This is a genomic window from Clostridium amazonense (assembly GCF_056431285.1).
Map to the genome: position 1 here is coordinate 342,528 of NZ_JBWKMH010000010.1, position 21,145 is coordinate 363,672.

The 21,145-nt window shown below is 24.8% G+C and carries 18 protein-coding genes and 1 riboswitch; of the genes, 17 read left to right on the plus strand and 1 reads right to left on the minus strand.

The window, feature by feature from the left end:
- Nucleotides 1–94 precede the first annotated feature (94 nt).
- From AC07E4_RS05985 to AC07E4_RS06060, 16 genes are all read left to right on the plus strand, one after another.
- The gene (locus tag AC07E4_RS05985; RefSeq protein WP_074432740.1) at nucleotides 95–238 is read left to right on the plus strand and encodes a cyclic lactone autoinducer peptide; all 144 of its coding nucleotides are present in this window, start codon (nucleotides 95–97) and stop codon (nucleotides 236–238) included.
- On the plus strand, nucleotides 238–840 hold the full coding sequence (locus tag AC07E4_RS05990) for an accessory gene regulator ArgB-like protein (protein ID WP_478215934.1): 603 nt from the start codon (nucleotides 238–240) through the stop codon (nucleotides 838–840). Before AC07E4_RS05985 ends, AC07E4_RS05990 begins: the two co-directional genes overlap by 1 nt.
- Nucleotides 841–1,119: 279 nt before the next feature.
- Nucleotides 1,120–1,773, plus strand: coding sequence for a response regulator transcription factor (locus tag AC07E4_RS05995; RefSeq protein ID WP_478215935.1), 654 nt, complete (start codon nucleotides 1,120–1,122; stop codon nucleotides 1,771–1,773).
- A gap of 2 nt (nucleotides 1,774–1,775) precedes the next feature.
- Nucleotides 1,776–3,188: a sensor histidine kinase gene (locus tag AC07E4_RS06000; protein ID WP_478215936.1), complete on the plus strand. Its 1,413-nt coding sequence runs from the start codon at nucleotides 1,776–1,778 to the stop codon at nucleotides 3,186–3,188.
- A complete protein-coding gene (locus tag AC07E4_RS06005; protein ID WP_478215937.1) occupies nucleotides 3,178–3,870 on the plus strand; it encodes a hypothetical protein in 693 nt (230 codons plus the stop codon). The genes AC07E4_RS06000 and AC07E4_RS06005 overlap by 11 nt, the downstream gene beginning before the upstream one ends.
- 94 nt (nucleotides 3,871–3,964) lie before the next feature.
- Complete coding sequence (locus tag AC07E4_RS06010) at nucleotides 3,965–5,131, plus strand: hypothetical protein (protein WP_478215938.1); 1,167 nt, start codon at nucleotides 3,965–3,967, stop codon at nucleotides 5,129–5,131.
- 923 nt (nucleotides 5,132–6,054) lie between these two features.
- Nucleotides 6,055–6,525, plus strand: a complete 471-nt coding sequence (locus AC07E4_RS06015; protein WP_478215939.1) for a GNAT family N-acetyltransferase — start codon at nucleotides 6,055–6,057, stop codon at nucleotides 6,523–6,525.
- Nucleotides 6,526–6,571: 46 nt separating this feature from the next.
- On the plus strand, nucleotides 6,572–7,615 hold the full coding sequence (locus AC07E4_RS06020; RefSeq protein WP_478215940.1) for an aldo/keto reductase: 1,044 nt from the start codon (nucleotides 6,572–6,574) through the stop codon (nucleotides 7,613–7,615).
- Nucleotides 7,616–7,731: 116 nt separating this feature from the next.
- Nucleotides 7,732–8,640, plus strand: a complete 909-nt coding sequence (locus tag AC07E4_RS06025; RefSeq protein WP_478215941.1) for a MerR family transcriptional regulator — start codon at nucleotides 7,732–7,734, stop codon at nucleotides 8,638–8,640.
- An 889-nt stretch (nucleotides 8,641–9,529) separates the two neighbouring features.
- Complete coding sequence (locus AC07E4_RS06030) at nucleotides 9,530–10,153, plus strand: CDP-alcohol phosphatidyltransferase family protein (protein WP_478215942.1); 624 nt, start codon at nucleotides 9,530–9,532, stop codon at nucleotides 10,151–10,153.
- Nucleotides 10,153–11,025, plus strand: a complete 873-nt coding sequence (locus AC07E4_RS06035) for a phosphatidylserine decarboxylase (protein WP_478215943.1) — start codon at nucleotides 10,153–10,155, stop codon at nucleotides 11,023–11,025. The genes AC07E4_RS06030 and AC07E4_RS06035 overlap by 1 nt, the downstream gene beginning before the upstream one ends.
- Nucleotides 11,026–11,724: 699 nt before the next feature.
- Nucleotides 11,725–12,321: a DUF2284 domain-containing protein gene (locus tag AC07E4_RS06040; protein ID WP_478215944.1), complete on the plus strand. Its 597-nt coding sequence runs from the start codon at nucleotides 11,725–11,727 to the stop codon at nucleotides 12,319–12,321.
- A 182-nt stretch (nucleotides 12,322–12,503) separates the two neighbouring features.
- Nucleotides 12,504–14,504 (plus strand): methyl-accepting chemotaxis protein, encoded by a 2,001-nt coding sequence (locus AC07E4_RS06045; RefSeq protein WP_478215945.1) that lies wholly within the window; start codon nucleotides 12,504–12,506, stop codon nucleotides 14,502–14,504.
- 242 nt (nucleotides 14,505–14,746) lie between these two features.
- Nucleotides 14,747–15,748 carry a CobW family GTP-binding protein gene (locus AC07E4_RS06050; protein WP_478215946.1) on the plus strand — a complete coding sequence of 334 codons (1,002 nt, stop codon included), beginning with the start codon at nucleotides 14,747–14,749 and terminating at the stop codon, nucleotides 15,746–15,748.
- A gap of 13 nt (nucleotides 15,749–15,761) precedes the next feature.
- Entirely contained in the window at nucleotides 15,762–17,327 is a 1,566-nt protein-coding gene (locus tag AC07E4_RS06055) for a permease (RefSeq protein ID WP_478215947.1), read from the plus strand.
- A 12-nt stretch (nucleotides 17,328–17,339) separates the two neighbouring features.
- Nucleotides 17,340–18,071: a TIGR03943 family putative permease subunit gene (locus AC07E4_RS06060; RefSeq protein WP_478215948.1), complete on the plus strand. Its 732-nt coding sequence runs from the start codon at nucleotides 17,340–17,342 to the stop codon at nucleotides 18,069–18,071.
- A gap of 91 nt (nucleotides 18,072–18,162) precedes the next feature.
- Here the strand turns inward: AC07E4_RS06060 and AC07E4_RS06065 are convergent, their stop codons facing one another.
- A complete protein-coding gene (locus tag AC07E4_RS06065; RefSeq protein ID WP_478215949.1) occupies nucleotides 18,163–18,573 on the minus strand; it encodes a Fur family transcriptional regulator in 411 nt (136 codons plus the stop codon).
- 511 nt (nucleotides 18,574–19,084) lie between these two features.
- Here AC07E4_RS06065 and AC07E4_RS06070 point away from each other — a divergent pair.
- Entirely contained in the window at nucleotides 19,085–20,038 is a 954-nt protein-coding gene (locus AC07E4_RS06070; protein WP_478215950.1) for a metal ABC transporter substrate-binding protein, read from the plus strand.
- A 992-nt stretch (nucleotides 20,039–21,030) separates the two neighbouring features.
- A riboswitch (SAM riboswitch) is annotated at nucleotides 21,031–21,131 on the plus strand.
- The last annotated feature ends 14 nt before the right edge of the window (nucleotides 21,132–21,145 follow it).

Sequence of the window (21,145 nt, forward strand, 5' to 3'; positions counted from 1 at the left end):
TAAAAAAAGGAATTAATATATACTAATTTTGTAAAGATGAAATTTAGCTAAATTATAGTGGTAAAATATATGTATAAAGAAGGGGGAGATAATTATGAAACAAGTATCAAAAAAATGTGGAAGTATGTTAGCAGAAATGGCAAGAAAGGTGACAACTGCAAGTGCTAATACAGCATGTCCATTCTTAACATATCAACCTAGATTACCAGAAAGCGCAAAAAAATTACGTAAATTCTAATGAAACTAATAAACCAAAGTAATGTTACGAATTGGCTAATAATTAAAGGTTTTGCAAATGAAGAAGAAAAGGAAATTATTGAATATGGATTATACCAAGGGTTTCTAATGTTAATAAACATTTTGACAACATTCTTTTTGGGGTTTATATTTAATGTATTTTGGCAAAGTATAATATTCCTAATATCCTACATGTTACTTAGAACTTATGCTGGTGGATATCACGCGAATACAAAAAATCGTTGTTATATACTATCTGTAGTTATAATGATAATATGTTTCTTTTTAATAAATAACTTTGAACTTACAATGAAGTTTGGAGTGCTATTAAGTGCTATTTCAGGAATTTTAATTTTTACATTAGCACCAGTAGCAAATGATGTAAAACCTTTAGAAGAAGTAGAAGTTAAAATATACAAAAACAAAGCAAGAAAAATTTTTGTTATAGAATTTGCAATTGCAATTATAGCAGAAATGTTAGGAAAAAATAGTATATTTGGCACCATTGTATTATCAATATCAACGACATCAATATTGCTTGCTTTAGGATATTTAAAATACAATGTACTATTAAATGTTAGTCAATTAAATACAAAAGAATAGTTAAGCTCAGATTTAATTATATATAGTAATGTTTAAATATATAAAATTTTATATATTTAAATATCTGGAACTATAAAAATTAATTGAACAATTTTAATATCTATAACTTTTACAAAATTTACTATAAAGACACACTATAATTTTCAACATTAATGGACTATTGAACTTATTTAGTTTCGATAGTCCATTAATGTTTTTTTATGAAATAAAAAATTACAACTTATATACATTAGGGGTATAGAATTAGAAGGATAATAAAAATATGGGGGATTAAAATATATGTTGAATATTTTAATTGTTGAAGATGATAAAGCTATTTCAAATTTAATTTGTAGTAATCTAAAATCAGAAGGCTACATGTGTGATTATGTTTACGATGGAGAAAAATCTATTGATATGATAGATAAAAATAAATACGATCTAATATTATTAGATATCATGTTGCCGAATGTAAATGGCTATGAAATTATGGAATATGTTAGATATCTAGATATTCCAGTAATTTTTATTTCTGCTAAAAGTCAAGTTGATGATAGAATTAAGGGATTAAAATTAGGCGCAGATGATTATATAGTTAAGCCTTTTCAGATTGGAGAACTTCTAGCAAGAATAGAATGTGTATTGCGTAGATCTAATAAGTTTCAAAAAACTATATGCATAGATGATGTAAAAGTAGAGTTAGATTCACATATAGTTTTAAAAAATGGAAAGCAAATAGAATTAACTATTAAGGAATTTAAATTATTGGTTGAACTTATAAGAAATAAAAATATTGCACTATATAGAGATAAATTGTATGAAAATGTTTGGGAAGAAGAATATACAGGGGAAACACGTACATTAGATTTACATATACAAAAATTAAGAAAAAAACTGGATTGGAATGAAAAAATTAAAACGGTATTTAGAATAGGATATAGATTAGAGGTTTAATAATGAAAGTATTTACAAAAATATTTTTATCAACAGTAATAGTAATATCGCTATCGTTATCTCTATTAGAATATTACATGATATCAATCAATTTTAAAAATTTAATAGAACTTGAAATGAATAATACTCTAAATAATTTTAGAACCATGAGATTTATATTGCAGCCTAATATATCTATAGTAAATAATGTTAGTGGAAATGTGGAAAGTATATTATCTAAGATATCTTCACAAGCTTCTAATCTAGTTAGAGATAATTATTTTATGTCAATTTATGATAAGAAAAATAATGTAGTATTTTCTAATTCTAATAATAAATATAAAATAGATGAAATTTCTAATATAAATGATGGGAAAATACACTCAGTAATAAAAAAAATAGAAAATGATTATTTTGTTGTAATTTATGCAAATTTACAAAATAGTAAACAAAGTTTAAGTCTTATAATGGAAAAAAATATTACCAATATTTTTATAGAAAAAAATAAAATGGAGATAGAGTGTAGGTATATTTTCTTGATAATAATGGGTATAAGTACAATGCTTATGTTTGGAACAACTTATATTTTAACTCGTCCAATCAAGGAATTAAAGCAGATGAGCATAAAAATTTATAATGGAGATTATAGTAAGAGGGTTCGAATAAGAAGCATGGATGAAATTGGAGAGCTTGGATATACATTTAATAACATGGCAGATAAAATTGAAGAAAATATAGAAGAATTAAAATTACAAGTAAGACAAAAAGAAGACTTTGTAGCAAATTTTACTCATGAATTAAAAACACCATTAACTTCCATAATTGGTTATGCTGACATGCTTTATAGAAATAAATTAGAGCAAAAACATGTAAGGGAAGCTGCTGAGTATATTTTTAATGAGGGTATGAGATTAGAAGGATTATCTTTTAAATTGATGGATTTAATAGTTCTTAATAAGCAAGAATTTGTGAAGGAGATTATAAATATTGAAGAATTTTTTAAGGATATAAAAACTAGTATTGATCCAATTACTAGTGAGAAAAATGTAAAGTTCACAATAAAACATGATTATGTATATGTAAAAATAGAGTATGATTTATTAAAAACACTTATTCTAAATTTAATTGATAATTCTATAAAGGCAAATAGTAGTGAGATTAATTTAATAGGAGAAAAATGTAATGATAAATATATAATATCAATAATTGATAATGGATGTGGAATTCCTAATGAAGATATAGAAAGAATAACAGAAGCATTTTATATGGTGAATAAGTCAAGATCAAGAGAATTACATGGAGCGGGATTAGGACTTGCATTAGCTTCTAAAATTGCAAAATTACATAATACACAATTAGTTTATAAAAGTACAATTGGAGAAGGAACAATTGTAAGTTTTTCACTTGGTATGGAGGGGGAATTAAATGAAAACTAATGTTGTAAGTATTTTAATTTTTGTGGTGATCACTATAGGGATATTAGGTGTAAATATTATACTATCAGACATTTTTTTTAGTAAACTAGAAGAAGATATAATAAATAAAGAGAAAACTATTAAAGTAGAAAGTACAAATGTAGTAAATAATAAAAAATATTATTATTTAGATAGAACTATAAATTTAGCATACATTAAAACAGGGGATGAAGAAGTAGTAGTAAACTTAAGTGAAGATAAAAACCTTGGCATTGAATTATTAGATGGTGCAATTGGAACATTTATTACAAGAATTCAAGTATGCAAAGATATTTTTAATGAAAGACCAAGTAAATGGAATGAGTATAATTACAATATAAAAATTTATAGAAAATATTCAAGGGAAGAATTTCCTGATTTATATGTAGATAATGTAGAAATGGCAATTGAAAAATATAAGATAATAGGTACGCTTAGTAAAGATGATGTAATGGTATTAAATTTACAAGTTTCAGGAGAAAATCTAGAGCAAATTGATACACATAATGTTATGAAAGAATTAAAAATATACTATGAATATTTTACTGGGGAAAGTTTTATTATAAGCAAAGATGAAAAATCTGCTGTTAGTGAAAATGGAAAATATGGATTCAAGTTAGAAAATGATAATAAAAAATTAAATGTTTCTTTATATGTAATTTAGTTAATATACAACTAATATACAACTAGATGACAATAAGTAAACAACTCTTTGTTAAGATAAATATAATTTATTAAATAATAAGGAGGAGATTTCTATGAAAGGAAAAAAATTAATTGTAATTAGTATTATATTAGCTAGTACTTTAGGAGGAACAGCATTAGCAAAAGGTGGGAATGTAGAAGAATGTAAATATGAAAGTGGTAAAAATTACTTGATGGAAAATTATGTAGAAGAAAAACATAGTTATAAATTTCCTAACAAGTATCAAAATGAATTTGAAAAAATAACATTCGATGCTGAGGTTATAGTGGAGAATGTTGAAGAATTAAAATCTTTTTATAAGTGTAATGCAAAACCACAAAGAATAAATAGAGATAAAGCATTGAAAAAGTTTTTAGGTAAAGAAAATATAAAAAAAGTATATGAGAGTGAAGAAGATGTAAAAGGGGAAACGACAAGTGTTTCTTATGAAGGAGAAAATGGCAACACAATCTCATTTGGAAACATACCTTCATCATGTAATTATAGAAAAAATGGTTTATCTAAATATTTATTGAATGCATTTATATTACAAAGTAAAGACTCAAGATATAATGCTGATAAATTTTCATTAGATAAAGAATTTGAATTTTCAACAAGGAAAGATGCATTTAATAAGATAAAAAAAACGTTAACAGATATAGGAATAGAAATGGGGTCAAATTATAAAGCTTACTCACTTGACTATAAGACAATGAGAGATGAAGAATATGTAATGGATGTTAATGGAAATGAAGATAGAAGTAAATATAAACCTTCATGGACAGAAGAAGATAATGCATATTATTTTGTAATAAATCAAGATTATGAAAAATTGCCAACATATCATCCGTATTTCAATGTGTTTAAATCAAAAGAAGAATCAAACGCACCAATACAAGTAATATATTCTAAAAATGGAATTGAATACTTAGAAATAGAAAATGTAGTGGATTTTTCTTCAAAGAATAGTGAAGTGGAAATACTTCCCTTTGAAAATATAATTGAATCTATTAATAATAAAGCATTTTTAAATGAAGATGATAGAACCTTTAAGGTTACAAAAATGGAATTAGAATATATGGTAGACACTTATAATGGAAGGAAAGATGGAATTTATAAGGTAAAGCCTATTTGGATGGCTGATGTTGAAGAAGTAAATAAAGAATATAAATGTGAATTCCCAATAATTATAGATGCTGCAACAGGACAAATAATAGATAATTATTGTGAAAATTTTTAATTCACTATATAAAATATAACTAAATTATAAGTGTTTTAGAAAAAATAGAAAATTATAAAATAACAGCTTTAAAATTAATAAATGTGTTATTAAAAATTTGAACTTGGAACCCGATATATGGTTCCAAGCTGAAAAATGAAATTATTCAAATATTAAATGAGAATGGTAGTATTCTAAGAAACAGGAATTATTTAAAACGTTATTCATAAAAATTTCAAAGAAACGCTAATGAATTTGTCATTTTATTTCCAAGACTAAACGGCTATAAGTGAACTAAATTAAGAGCTATGTAATTAAATTCTAGTCTATTTTTCATAATTCTTCGTCAGCAATTCACATTAATAAAATGCCATTATTGATGCGAATTACTTCCTTGATTTATAAAAAATATACATTGAATTTTCAATTACATATTTCTAAATTTAGTTCACACGACGTTATGTCTAGGCAGTCGCTGAACCCGTCCTTGGGTTCAGGTCTTAAAAATAAAACACAAATTAATAAGAGTTTCTAAATCAATTTTAAAAGAAATACTAATTTAAATAATTCCTGTTTCTTGATAAAAGAAAAAAGTTTTTCAATTGATAAAGATGTTATTTTGAATTTGAACTTGGAACCCTATAAAAGGCTAAATTCAAAAATAAAGGAAAAATAGTTTTAAAATGAAATATTATTTTAAAACTATTTTTTTGAGTAATTTAATTTAAAGTATCATTTTATATTTTTATAAAACATTATTTAATACATAAAGGAATTTTAACATTAAAACTTTAAAAGCATTATGAAGTGTAGGGTTCATTTGAAGAAATATAATATATTAAAAAAAAGAAGTATCTATATATTTTTGTTGATTAAATGTTAAAGAAAAATACATAATCAATATATATATATTTCATAAAATGTAAAAATGAGGAGTGTTGTTTATGAAGTATATATTAAAAAAGAATGTAGATAAAAGAATTATTAGTAAATCTATTTATGATATTAGAGAAGTTAAGTTAGAAGAAGAGGAATTAAAGGTATTTTTGAAAACATATTTACCTAAGTTTATGGCTAATTCATTAGATCCGGATTTTGATCCATCTAAGCCAGAGAAATATATAGAAAATTTATTTTTAGGGAAATTAGGTGATGTGAATACATTATATACTATTTGTGCTTATGACAATGAAAAACCAGTGGGGATATTGATAAGAATAGTAGATAAAAATATGATGTTTCATATATATACAATAGGAACTTTGGAAGCATATAGAAATAAGTGTGTAGCTTCGGAATTATTGATAGAATGTATAAATGATATGTTTGAAAGTGGGAATATAGAAGTTATTTTGGATGTTCATAGTGATAATATACCAGCATATAACTTGTATGAAAAATTTGGGTTTTGTTAAATTTTTCATTACAGGATTATTATTATAAAAAAATAGGAGTGATTTTATGGGAATTAAAGGTTATGCTACTATTGAAGGAACAGAAAATTACTTTAGAATGAAAAATATAAGTTTAGAGAAAACTAGGTTAAGTAAATATTTTAGAAGTTTACCTATGGCTATGGGAACTTTTATGGGAGATTTTTCAGAAGTTGATTCTAAAAAGTATGAAGAATCTTTGATTTATGGTCTTGAAAATGGTATTAATTTTATTGATACGGCAATTTGTTATAGGGGGATGTTATCAGAAAGAGATGTTGGAAAAGTGTTGAAAAACATGATTATTGATAACAAAAAAATAAAAAGAGATGAAATTATAGTATCAAGTAAAGCAGGGATTATATTTGGAGATATAACTATTCCATTAAGACCATTAGACTACTTAGATAATATATTTATAAAGGAAGGTATATTAAAAAGAGAAGACGTAAATATAGATGAATCTAAAAATTTCAAGCATACATTAGCACCTAATTTTCATAAATATGCTATTGATAAAAGTAAAGAAAATTTAGGACTAGACACTATAGATGTTTATTATATACATGAGCCAGAATGGTCTAAAAGTATAATAGGTGAGGATAAATTTTATAAACAGCTAGAACTTTTATTTGAATTTTATGAGGGACAAGTAGAGTGTGGAAATATAATGAATTATGGTATTGCTACTTGGTCGGCACTTACATGCAATGAAAATAATTTAGAATATTTATCATTAGAAAAAATAGTTAATATAGCAAAAAATGTTGCTGGGGATAAACATCATTTGAAATTTTTACAATTAAACTATAATAAAATTAACACCAATGCAAACACTTTAAAAAATCAGAAAGTACATGGAAGTTATTATACAGCTATTGATGCAGCTAATGAACTGGGGATTATAGTAAATGTTAATGGTCCATTAAATCAAATGAAAGATATAAAAGAAAAAAATTATTCTACAGAAGAAATGTTGAAATTTATTACAGATACAAAAGGTGTACATGCTTCTATGATAGGAAACAAAAAAATTGAACATTTAAAAGAGAATATGAGGATTTTTATATAGAATTAATCAATTATAGATTATAAAAAGGTATTGCAATTGACGCGACGACAAGTGATATTATTTTCTTATGAGGTACTTCAGAGGTTAAAAAATATTAAAAAAATAGGAGTTGAATTATGAGTTTTAAACTAATTCACGATTTATCAGAAGAATTAAGTTTAACAAGTCGTACATTGAGATATTGGGAAGAGAAGGGGCTTTTAAGGAGCTCAAGAGATCTACAATCTGGTTGGAGAATGTATGATGGCAAAGAAGTAGATAAAGCAAGTATAATTAAATTTTTAAGGGGATTTAATATTTCTTTGAAAGATATAAAGGTTATACTTGAAAACAATGATTTAGAAACAATTATAAAGGTTATAAAGAAACGTATTAATAAATTAAATGATGAAAATATTGAAATTATTAGAGAAAAAGAGATATTAAATAATCTAATTTTAAAATTAAATTTTATGACAGCGTTTAAAGATGAATCTAGAAAAATTGTGGATATAGAAAAAATACTTTTACTTCAAATTCCTTGTAATAATATAGGAGATGATGTTATGGAAAATAGTATTAAAAATTCAGAAGTAATGAAAATAATTAACTTACCTGAAATGAGGATAGCTTTTTATAATGTAATAAGTTCTTCACCAGAAGAAGAAGCTTTAGAGAAAGTATTAGAGTGGGCAGAAAGAGAAAATTTAATGGGGACAGCAAGGATTTTTGGATTTAATACTACTGAATATAATAAAGATACTGAAAAGTATGGATGGGCTGCTAGTATAACTATTCCTGAAGATATAGAAATACCAAAGTATATGGAAGAAAAAAGGTTGCCAGGAGGATTATATGCAGTATTAAGTAGTACAAATGAAGTGTATGATTCATGGAACTTATTAATAAAAATGTTAGAGGAAGACAAAGAATACACTTCGGATTCAAATAGACCATGTTTAGAAGAGCATATACTAAAAATAAAGAATGAAAAAGGAACATGGGAATTTTATTTAAATGTATTAGAACCAATAAAAAAGTTATAATAAAAATATAAAAAAGAAAAGCTATCTTAAAAAGGTTTTAAGATGGCTTTCTTTATTATAAATATATGAATAAGTTTACATAAATAGTTTTAAACAGTTAATTTATTGAATTATTAAAATAGTAAGTTTTAATAATATTAGAGGAATATTTATGATATATCATTGTAACTACTCCACTATGTTAGTATAATAATATATACATGAAAATATATATGAAAATATATATAAAAAAACAATAGGAAATAGTTTGTAGATAATGTAATAAATTTTATTATAAATGAACTTTAATTATGATTAAAGTGATATTAAACATGACAACTTGTATTAATTTATAAGGAAACAAGTTAAAAAGCTGAAATTATTCTTATTTCAGTTGGGAATTCTAATTAATTGAAAATGGAAAATTGAAAGTGAATGTGTAAAAATTGGAGATCCAATTGTAAAGAATGATATTTTATTAGATGTGCAAAGCAAATTATTTGAAAACAATATAAAAACTTAGTTTTTAGGTATTTCTATTTTAAATATTAAGAACGAAGTGAGTAATATTCACTTTTCACTCTTACTTTTTAATTGGTTTCCAACATTATAATGGGATAAATTATAAGTTTAATAATATCATTTGATAAAGATGTTATTTAAACTTGGAACTTCATAGAAGTACCAGATAATATTAGGGTCATAAATATAATATATTTATAATAGAATGTTGATAAGTCGACAAACTAATTTAAAATTAACAATAGGAAATAAGCTAAAAATTTGACTTATAAATATCAAAATAACTGTTTAAAGTGATTATTCAAAGTTATTATTAATAAACAGTATATAGTAAGTTAACATATTAGTGAGAATCCTATAACAAGCTCAAATAAGTAGGGGGAAAAGAATGCTAGGTTTTTATAATTATACGGTTATTTTAACATACATGGGACTAGCCTGTTCTTTTATAGGAATGGTAAATGCATTACAAGGAAATATAAGAATTGCATTACTATGTCTTATGTTATCAGGTCTATGTGATATGTTTGATGGTAAAGTAGCTCGTACTAGAAAAAGTACAGATTTAGAAAAAAGATTTGGAATTCAAATAGATTCATTATGTGATCTTATTTGTTTTGGTGTATTTCCAGCTATAATAGGATATGGAATAGGAATAAGAAGTGTATTTGGATTATTTTGTATGTTTATATATGTACTTTCAGCACTAATTCGTTTATCATATTTTAATGTTATGGAAGAAGAAAGACAAAATGGAACAACTGAAAAAAGAAAAAATTATGAAGGGTTACCAGTTACAACTGTGGCAATAATTATTCCAGCAGTATTTTTATTAAAATTAATCAATGGTATTCCATTTGCAATTATTTATCCAATTATATTATTAATATTATCTGGTGCATTCACAATAAAATTTAATGTAAAAAAACCAATTGGTAAAGAGGTTGCATTAATGGTCAGTACTGGAATGATAGTATTTATATTAGTTGCTAAATTTGGAGGTAGACTATAGTGTATGGAGTAACTCGTAGTGGTGAAAAAATATTTTACGATACTAAGCAACAAAAAACTTTAGAATTTATATATGGGACTAAAATAGGAAGAATAATATTAAAAGTTATTTATAGACCTTTTATATCAAAAGTCTCTGGAATATTTTTAGATAGTAGTTTATCTAAATTTATGATAAAGAAGTTTATAAAGAAAAATAATATAAACTTAGAAGAGTATGAAGTAGAAGATTATAATTCATTCAATGAGTTTTTTACAAGAAAAATAAGAAGTGGCAAAAGAATTATAAATAATGATAAGAATATATTAATAAGTCCATGTGACAGTAAGTTATCAATTTATAAAATAGAAAGTGACAATAAGTTTTATATTAAGGAAAGTCATTACTGTGTTACAGATTTATTAGATAATGCAGAAATAAGTAAAGAATACATGGATGGATATTGTTTAATCTTTAGATTAACAGTTGATGATTATCATAGATATTGCTATTTAGATAATGGTGTAAAAGATAAAAATATTTTTATTAAGGGTGTATTACATACTGTTAATCCAATTGCAGATAAAAAATATAAAGTATATAAAACTAATTGTAGAGAGTATACTGTATTACATACTAAAAATTTTGGAGATGTAATACAAATGGAAGTTGGAGCAATGATAGTTGGAAAAATTACTAATTATCATGATGAATATACTTTTTCAAAAGGGGAAGAAAAAGGTAAATTTGAATTTGGTGGCTCAACCATAGTTTTATTATTTAAAAAAGGTGTAATAAAGATAGATGAAGACATAGTTATAAATAGTAACAATGGTATTGAAACTATAGTAAAAATGGGTGAAAAAATAGGCTCAAAGATTATTGATAAATAATCTTTCAATATTTATATAAATAAAAAAACTAAGCGAAACTGCTTAGTTTTTTTATTTTAAGATTAAATTAAGGTAAGTGTTATTTATAGTTAAGAAAGGATATGTATTATATATTACATAAGGTTAGTAAAAACATTACATGAATGTAATGAAGAATTAATATAAAAACATAGTTTGAAATTTAAATAAAAAATATAATATAAACATAAAATAAATTAATTTTTAGGAGGAATATAAAATGAAAAAGGTAATAGAAATAGTGAAAATAGTAATGATAGGTATATTTGTAGATGCAAGAATGTTATTAGATTAGTTAAAATGAAAAATTAGGAGGAATACAAAATGAAAAAGGTAATGGAAATAGTGAAAATAGTAATAATAGGTATATTTGTAGACGCAAGAATGTTATTAGATTAGTTAAAATAAAAAATTAGGAGGAATACAAAATGAAAAAGGTAATGGAAATAGTAAAAATAATAATAATAGGTATATTTGTAGATGCAAGGATATTATTAGATTAAGATATTAAGAGGTAAAAAGTAATGAGTAATAAATATTATATAAAAATATAGAAAAGCTTTGATTAAATAAATAAAATCAAAGTTTTTTTATATTTTTATGATATAAAATTATTTAAAACTTAAAATTACTATATAATAAGATTGTATAAATAAGAGATTAAGTTGGAGGAAGTTTATAATGTATGAAATAGAGCTAATAATAGAGAAAATGAAAACGACAGATTTACTAAAAGAATATTGTGATAAGGAAAAATTTATAGGTTTCTGCAAAAAATGCAAAAATTATAATAATGTATGGTCATGTCCACCAGTTAAATTTAATAGTGATGAATATCTAAAAGAATATGATAACGCCTATATTATAGGAACTAAAGTAATATATGATGAAAAAACTATAAATAACACTAATACTGAAGAAAAAATTTCAAAAGTTACAGAAGAGACTTTTCATGATGTTAAAAAGTTATTGGCTACAATTTTTTTACAACTAGAAAAGGAATACGAGAACACAAAATTTATATCAAGTGGTGTTTGTGATATATGCAGTGAATGTGCAAGAGTTATAAATAAGCCTTGTAGATATCCTGATAAAATGAGATATTCTTTTGATTCTTTTGGTATGGACTTAAGTCGTATATCATCTCAACTTTTAAATACGGAAATTAAATGGTGTAAGGGTAAATTACCAGAATATTATACTTTAGTAAGTGCATATATGACTAATAATGAAATAGATAATTTAAAAGAAAATATAGAAAATTATATAATTAAATAAGATTAAAATATAAAATAAAAATCATTATAATAATAAATTTATTATAGTGATTTTTATTTGCTATGTGATATAATTATATAAAAATTTACAAGAAAATTGATTTTCTAAATACGATTATATAAAATTAGTTTAAAAATATACGAAATATATATTATATAGAAGTGAAAAGAGGGATGCTGGAAATGAGAAAAAATAAAAAGAAAACATTTAGAAAAGAAATAGTAAATTTATTGATTTTTACATCAATAATACCAGTATTAGTAATAGCTTTAGTAAATTTTTATGAATTAAATAAAAATATGCAAACAGATTTAAATACAATAATGAAAAATGGAGTTGGCATACTAAATGAAGCTGTGGTAAGAAATACAGCTGATATTGTAGGAGATCTGGAACACATAGCACTAGATGAAAATGCAAAAAATGCCAATGATGATAAATTTTCAATTTTTTTAGAAAAAAGCTTTGGAAGTTATATTCAAATCAATAGTGATATAATGTTTGCATATATGGGAACTAATACTGGTAAAGTTATAACTATGCCTAAAAGTGATTTAGGAGCTGATTATGATCCAAGAAAAAGAAGCTGGTATGAGGAAGCAATGAAAAATCCTTCAGAAGTTGTAATATCAGAGCCTTATGAGGATGCAAGTACAAAATCAATTGTTGTCACATATTCTAAAGTGGTTAAAAATGATAAAGGGGAAGTTGAAGGAGTAGTAGCTTTAGATCAAAAATTAGACAAGCTTTCAGAATTAGTTAACAATATAGATATAGGAAATAATTCCTCAGCAGCAATATTAAGTCCAAATGGAACAATAATTGCACATGAAAACCAAGAATTAATAGGAAAAGGAGCTTCAGAAATTGAATGGGTAAATGAAGTTCAAAATATTAAAGACAATTCACGTGATGACGCAAAGATAGATGGTAAAGACTATATAGTATATAAAAAAGTTGATGAAAATACGAAGATGTCTATGGTTACTTTTATTCCTAAAAGTGAAATACAAAAGTCAATATTTAATGGCATTTTAGTTTCTTTAATAGTATTTGTAATTGTTATAGTTGTTATTATGATAGTTACGAAAATATATACAAGTAGGCTTACAAATCCAATTAAAGATATTGTAACAGTGCTTCATAAAATAAAGGATGGAGATTTTACAACAAAGGCTGTTTCTAAAGATTCATACAATGAAGAAGTATCATCTATGATAGATGGATTAAATATATTAATAGATGATATGGTAATTTTATTAAATGGAGTTAAAGAAGCTTCAGAAAAGGTAAGTGAAGGTTCAGATAATTTATTTAATATAATAAGTGAATCTACAAATGTAGGAGAAGAAGTTGCAAAATCAGTTCAACAAATTGCAGAAGGTGCAACAAGTCAAGCATTAGAACTTGAAACAAGTGTAGATGTAGTAACAAGTTTAGAAGAAGAAATAGACGAGTCAATATTAAATTCTAAGAAAATGCTAGAAGTTTCACATGAAGTTAAGGATTCTTCAGTGGAAGGAACAAAAGCAATAGAAGTTTTAAGTAGTAGTTATGAAAACAATATTAAGTCAAGTGATAATATATCAAAGAAAGTAGATGTATTAGCAAGTAAGTCAAATGAAATAGGTATTATAATTGATGCCATTGAATCAATTACAGAACAAACAAGTCTTTTAGCATTAAATGCAAGTATAGAAGCAGCAAGAGCTGGAGAAGCAGGACGCGGATTTGCAGTTGTAGCAGATGAAGTTAGAAAGCTTGCTGAAGAGTCAGCAAAGTCTGCAAAAGAAATAAGTAATGTAATTGGTGAAGTAAAAGAGAGTATAAGTGAGCTTTATGAAGAAACACAGGTTACTAAAAAATTAAATGAAGCTACAACTGAAAGTGTAGAAATAACAAAAGAAAAGTTTAATGTTATTGATGAAAGTATAAGAACACTTGAAGATACCATTAAGAACTTCACAACATCATTAGATGCGATAAATGATAAGAAAAATGTAGTTGTAAGTAAAATTTCAGATGTTTCAGCTGTATCAGAAGAAACAGCAGCAACTACACAAGAGGTAAGTGCAGCATCAGAAGAACAATCAGCTGGGCTTCAAGAAATAAATTTACAAGCAGAAACATTAAAACAATATGCGGAAAATTTAACAGTGATAATTCAAAAATTTAAAATTTAATATGTTATAAAACTTTAAAATAGAAGTGAAATAAGATAACTAACAATTCATTAAATTGGATTGTTAGTTATTTTAATATACATCACATTGCTAATTTTTATATAGGTAGGGAGAAATAGTTCTCTTTATCTATTTTTTATTACACAAAATATTTTGTAATAATATAACTGAATCATAAATATGATTTATTGACAGGATATTTTTAGAGTATACAGTAATAGTAATGATAAGGATGTGATTGTATGACAACTAAAATTGATATTATATCTGGATTTTTAGGTGCTGGCAAAACAACATTAATTAAAAAGTTAATTTCTGAAACACTATATAAAGAAAATTTAGTGATTATAGAAAATGAATTTGGCGAAATAGGAATTGATGGTGGTATTTTAAGAAAAGCTGGTATTGAAATAAAAGAAATGAATTCTGGTTGCATTTGTTGTACTCTTGTAGGTGATTTTTCTACAGCTTTAAAAGAGGTTATACATAAATATAAACCTAACAGAATAATAATAGAGCCTTCAGGAGTAGGAAAACTTTCAGATGTGTTAAATGCTTGTAATAAAGTTGCAAAAAAAGAAGATGTAAAAATGAACATGTGTATATCTGTAGTAGATGCAAATAAATATAAAATGTATATGAGAAACTTCTCAGAATTCTTTGCTAATCAAATAGAGTTTTCTCAAACTGTAATTTTAAGTAGAACACAAAATATTGAACAAGACTCATTAACTAAAATAGTAAAAGATGTTCAAAAAATTAATAAAAAGGCAAATATAATAACAACTCCTTGGACAAGTATTAAATCTGAAACTATAATTTCTGTTGCTGAAAAAAATGCAGAAATAGAATTGGAATATCAAATTAATAAGGAAATAAAAAAATTTGAGAGCAAGGATAAAGAGGTGGATTCTAATAAAACATTGAAAAGATTTCACATTAATAGGAGAAAGGAAGAAAAACATTCAGCTAATGATATTTTTGATGTATGGGGAGAAGAAACTCCAAAAATATTTTCAAATAGAGAAATTGAAAATATATTAAGAGAATTAGGAAAAGACAAATATGGTGTTGTATTAAGGGCTAAAGGCATAGTACAAACTAATAATAAGAAATGGGTGCAATTTGACTTTGTGCCAGAGGAGATATATATAAAATCAATAGAGGCTGACTACACAGGAAGATTATGTGTTATAGGTAAAAAGTTAAATAAAACAGCTATAAAAGAGCTTTTTAAAATTTAAAGAGGTAGTTTTTATGAGTGTACCAATAGATGTTATTGTGGGATTTTTAGAGTCGGGAAAAACAACTTTGATTGAGAAACTTTTAAGGAGAAATATATTAGGTAAAAATGAACGCGTTGTAGTTTTGTTATGTGAAGAAGGAATTGAAGAATTAAAAATAGACAAATATGATGAAAATGTAATTGTAAAAACAATTGAAAATAAAAATCAATTAAGTTATGAATTATTTAAAAATATAAGAAAGGAATACAATCCTAACAGGATAATTATAGAATATAATGGAACTTGGGAAGTTAGTGATTTATTAAAAGTTAGGGTTCCTAGTAATTATAATATAGAAAAAATTTTTTGTACTATAAATGCAGAAACATTTATATCGTATATGAGTAATATGAGAAATATTATACTTGATCATTTAATGAATAGTGATTGCATAATACTTAATAGACACAAAACTTTAAGTAAAAAAGAAATAAAAAATATGAGGAAAGTTATTAGTGGTATAAATAAGAGAAGTGTAATTATAAATGAAAATATTAATGAAGAAATAAGTAAATTTATTTGTAATGAGGAATTGAAATCAAAAGAAAATTTTATAATACTTATGATTTGGATAGTTATTTTTTATATGATTTTATCTATATTAAAGTATAAAAATATGATTCCTAATATAGAAAAAATAAGAGATGTGAATATATTATTTTTAAGTATTTTAATAGAAGCAATTCCTTTTGTATTAATAGGAGTGTTTGTATCTTCAATACTTCAAATTGTAGTTCCAGATTATAAAATAATAAATTTATTTGGAAAAAAAAGGTGGTTCAGCTTTCCTTTAGCTGCAATTATGGGTATATTTTTTCCAGTGTGTGATTGTGCTATGGCACCAATAACAGCTAGAATGGTAAAAAAAGGAGTTCCACTTTCAAAAGCTGTAACTTTTATGTTAGCAGCACCAGTAGTGAATCCTGTTGTTATAATATCAACATTTTATGCTTTTCCAAGCAATCCTAAAATTGTTTTTTATAGAATAATTTTAGGAATTATAGTTTCAATTATTACAGGTATAATAGTTGAAATGTTTTACAATAAAGAAAATAACATTGAGATAAATAATACATCAAGTTATTTAAGTTGTTCTAGTGGTGATATAGGAAAAATTTATAATCATGGGATTTTGGGCACTGTAGAAGCTATATTTAAGCATGCAGGACTTGAATTTTTGAATGTATCTAAATATGTTATAGTAGGGGCATTAATATCTGCAACAGTTCAAAAGTTGATTCCAAGAGAATTTTTTAGTTATATAGCTACAAACAATGTAAAGTCTATACTTGTTATGATATTAGCAGCATTTATATTATCTGTATGTGCTAATTCTAATGCGTTTATTGCAAGAAGTTTTCAGGGAACATTTCCAATAACATCACTTTTAGCATTTATGATTATGGGGCCTATGTTAGATATAAAAAATTTATTTATGCTTATTGGAAACTTTAATAAAAAATTTGTAGTTACGCTTATATGTATAGTTTTGACTGTAGGAGTATCTATTTTTTCATTAGTATCAATAATATTATAGAGGAAAATAATTATGAGGAAAAAAGTTAATATGGAAGTACTTGTTCAGTTGGGGATTTTATTTGGACTAGCAAGTATGCTTTTTATATCTTTAGTGAATGGGAATATAAAAAAATATGTGCATCCAAGGCTTGAGTTACTTCTTTGGGTTTCAGGGGCAGTGCTTATTATTATAGGAATTTTTATGATTCCTAATTTGTTTAAACCCAAACATTGTGAAAATGTTTTGTCATATGGAATAATAATATTTCCAATTATTGCTTTATTAATAGTACCAAACATTAAAACAACAAATAAAATAAATAGCAATGAAAAATTTTCATATGTTATAAATAATTATGAGATAAATAGTTCAAATAAGGAAGAGTTTAATTCTCAAGATAATAATATTATTAATGTAAAGGATGAGGATTTTGCAAAATGGTATGTAGAGATTTATGAAAATAAGGATAAATATGATGGAACTAAGATAGAAATGAAGGGACAAGTATTAAAAAAAGATGGACTTAAAGAAAATGAATTTATTCCAGCTAGAAAAGTAATGGTATGTTGTGCGGCAGATGCGGAAGTTTATGGATTTATATGTAGAAGTTCTGAAACACATAAATTAAAAGAGAATGAGTGGGTTAAAGTAATTGGACAAATAAAGTATGAAGAATATGAAAATGAAATAGTTCCCATAATATATGTAGAGAAAATGGAAAAATCACAACCAGCCAAAATGGAGTATATTTATTTTCATTAACAGAAACTATTAAATTTTAAAATGAAAATGTTAAATATGGTTTATAAAAAAACAGATGTAAAAGATGAAGTTAGCTCTTACATCTGTTTTTTTATAATTTACTAGAACACTTTGGGCAAATGCCTGTGAATTCTAAACTATGGCCTATAATTATATAACCAGTTTTATTGATTAATGATTCAGAAAAATTTTCTAATGGACAGTGATTTATAGGAATAACATTACCACATAAAGTACATACTAAATGATGTGTATGCATTGAATTATTAATCTGATAATAAGTTTTGCCGTCTTGATTTAAACTTTTAAGCAAAACTCCCTTTTCAGAAAGGGCTTTAAGAGCTCTATAAATAGTAGATAGATTTATTGTTACTTTGCTAGAAATAATATTGAAAATATCTTCAGCGGTAAGTGGTAATGGAGATGACTCTATAGTGGATAATATAATTTGTCGACGTTTAGTAGACTTTAAATCAACAGATTTTAATATTGTTTCATTCATAAGAAAAGCCTCCAGTATAATCATAATATATTATAAAATTAACAATTAACGATGAAGGATAAAACTGAAAGCTCAGTTTTTTTATGGACTTCTAATCAAAAATATTAAGAACGAAGTGGATAATATTAACCATTATTGTTAATTGATAACTGTTAATTGGTTCAAAACATTATAATAGAATAAACTATAAGATTACTAGTATCATTTGAGAAAGCTATTATTTAAAATTTGAACTTGGATACCCTTAAGAGTGAGACTAGCTCGGAATCATTTTATAGTAAGTATTTCTTTTGAAAGCAATATATTTACAGCTAAAAAAATAGTTTTGAATTCGAGCTTGTTTACCTATATCTCTATACAATTTTAGTAGTGATGAATAGAATTGTCAATAATATACAGATAAGAAACTTTTTAAAAAGATGCTTGACAGTTATTTACAAGAAGGATATATTTATTATATACCAAATGCAAATGATTTGCGTTTGCATATATAGAAAGGATGAGATAAAAGTTGAAAAGAAGATTAATTTTATTATTAACTATAATATTATCAATGTTTATGATAGGGTGTGGAGCATCTAATAACTCAAAAAAAGTTAGTGAGGATGATGCTTCAACTGGAAAATTAAAGGTGTATACTAGTTTTTATGCTATGTATGATTTTGCAACCAAGATAGGTGGAGACAAAGTTGAAGTTACAAACTTAGTATCTACAGGGGTAGAACCACATGATTGGGAACCAAAACCAGCAGATATAGTAAATTTAGAAAAAGCGGATATCTTTATTTATAATGGATTAGGAATGGAACATTGGACAGATAAAGTTTTGAAATCTTTGAAAAATGATAAAATATTAGTTGTTGAGGCATCAAAAGGAACAGACTTAATTAAAAGTGAATATAATCATGAACATGATGGTGAAGAAAGTGAACATGAAGAAAGCGAATATGACCCTCATGTTTGGCTGAGCCCTTCCAATGCTAAAATTGAAATGGAAAATATAAAAAATGCATTTATTGAAGCTGATGCTGAAAATAAGGATTACTATGAAGAAAATTACAAAAAATATGTTAATGAATTAGAGAGTTTAGATAAAAAATTTAAAGAAGAACTTAGCAATGTTAAAAATAAGGAAGTTATAGTAGCACATGAAGCTTTTGGATATTTATGTAGAGAGTACGGACTTACACAAGTAGCCATAGAAGGATTAATGGCAGATTCAGAACCAACAGCAGCACGTATGGCAGAAATTATAGATTTTGCAAAAGAGCATAAAATAAAAGTTATATTTTTTGAAGAATTAGTAAATCCAAGTGTTGCTGAAACAATAGCTAAATCTATTGGTGCAAAAACTGAAGTGTTAAATCCTTTAGAAGGAATTACTAAAGAAGATGAAGCAAATGGTGAGGATTATATATCAATAATGACAAGAAACTTAAATGCAATAAAAGCTGCATTAGAGTAAGATATTTTAATAAATTAGATTTATAAAAAAGCATGTGAAAACATGCTTTTTTATTTAAGCTTAATTTTAAATATTATATAAAAATTAACAATGAAGGGTAAAACTGAAGTCTCAGTTTTTTAAATTAAATTTTATAATAATTTTCAAAGCAAATGATTTAAAAATCATATAAAAACTAGTTTTTATGTGTTTCTATTTTTAGATATTAGTAATGAAATGAGTAATATTAACCATAACTATTCACTTTTCACTCTTAGTTCTTAATTGGTTTCAGTCATGATATCAGAATAAACTGTAAGATTAGTAGTATCATTTAAGAAAGCTATTATTTAAAATTTTAGCTTGTAACCCTATATTACAGAGAATGATAGAAAACATTACAGAAGTGTAATAAAAAATTAATATAAAAAGATAGTTCAAAATTGGACAAGAAAATATAATAAATACATAAAGTAAATTAAATTTTAGGAGGAATTAGATATGAAAAAAACAATAGAAGTAATAAAGATAATATTAATAGGAATATTTGTAGATGCAAGAATGTTATTAGATTAATTATGAAATAGAAAAGATAAAAATAGGAGGAATAATACATGAAAAAAGCAATGGAAATAATAAAGATAATATTAATAGGGATATTTGTAGATGCAAGAATGTTATTAGATTAATTATGAAATAGAAAAGATAAAAATAGGAGGAGTAGTACATGAAAAAAGCAATGGAAATAATAAAAATAATATTAGTAGGGATATTTGTAGATGCGAGAATGTTATTAGATTAATTTAAAAATATTAAACATAGAAAAGAGAATATAAATGAATTTTAAATATTACATTAATATTTAAAGCCTTTTGAGGAACGAATTATCTCAAAAGGTTTTTTATTTTACAAAAATAATAAATAGAAAATATTGACAATTAGGAAAAGAGTTTTATAATTTAAATATAAATAACATTGTTTTCCTTTATGTATTTAAATAAAATTTCATAAATGTCTTATTAAGAGTGATTGAGGGACCTGGCCCTATGAAATCCAGCAACCAGCATAAAGTGTGTGGTGCTAAATCCAGCGGTTTCAAGCCGAAAGATAAGAGCGTAGTCTACTCCT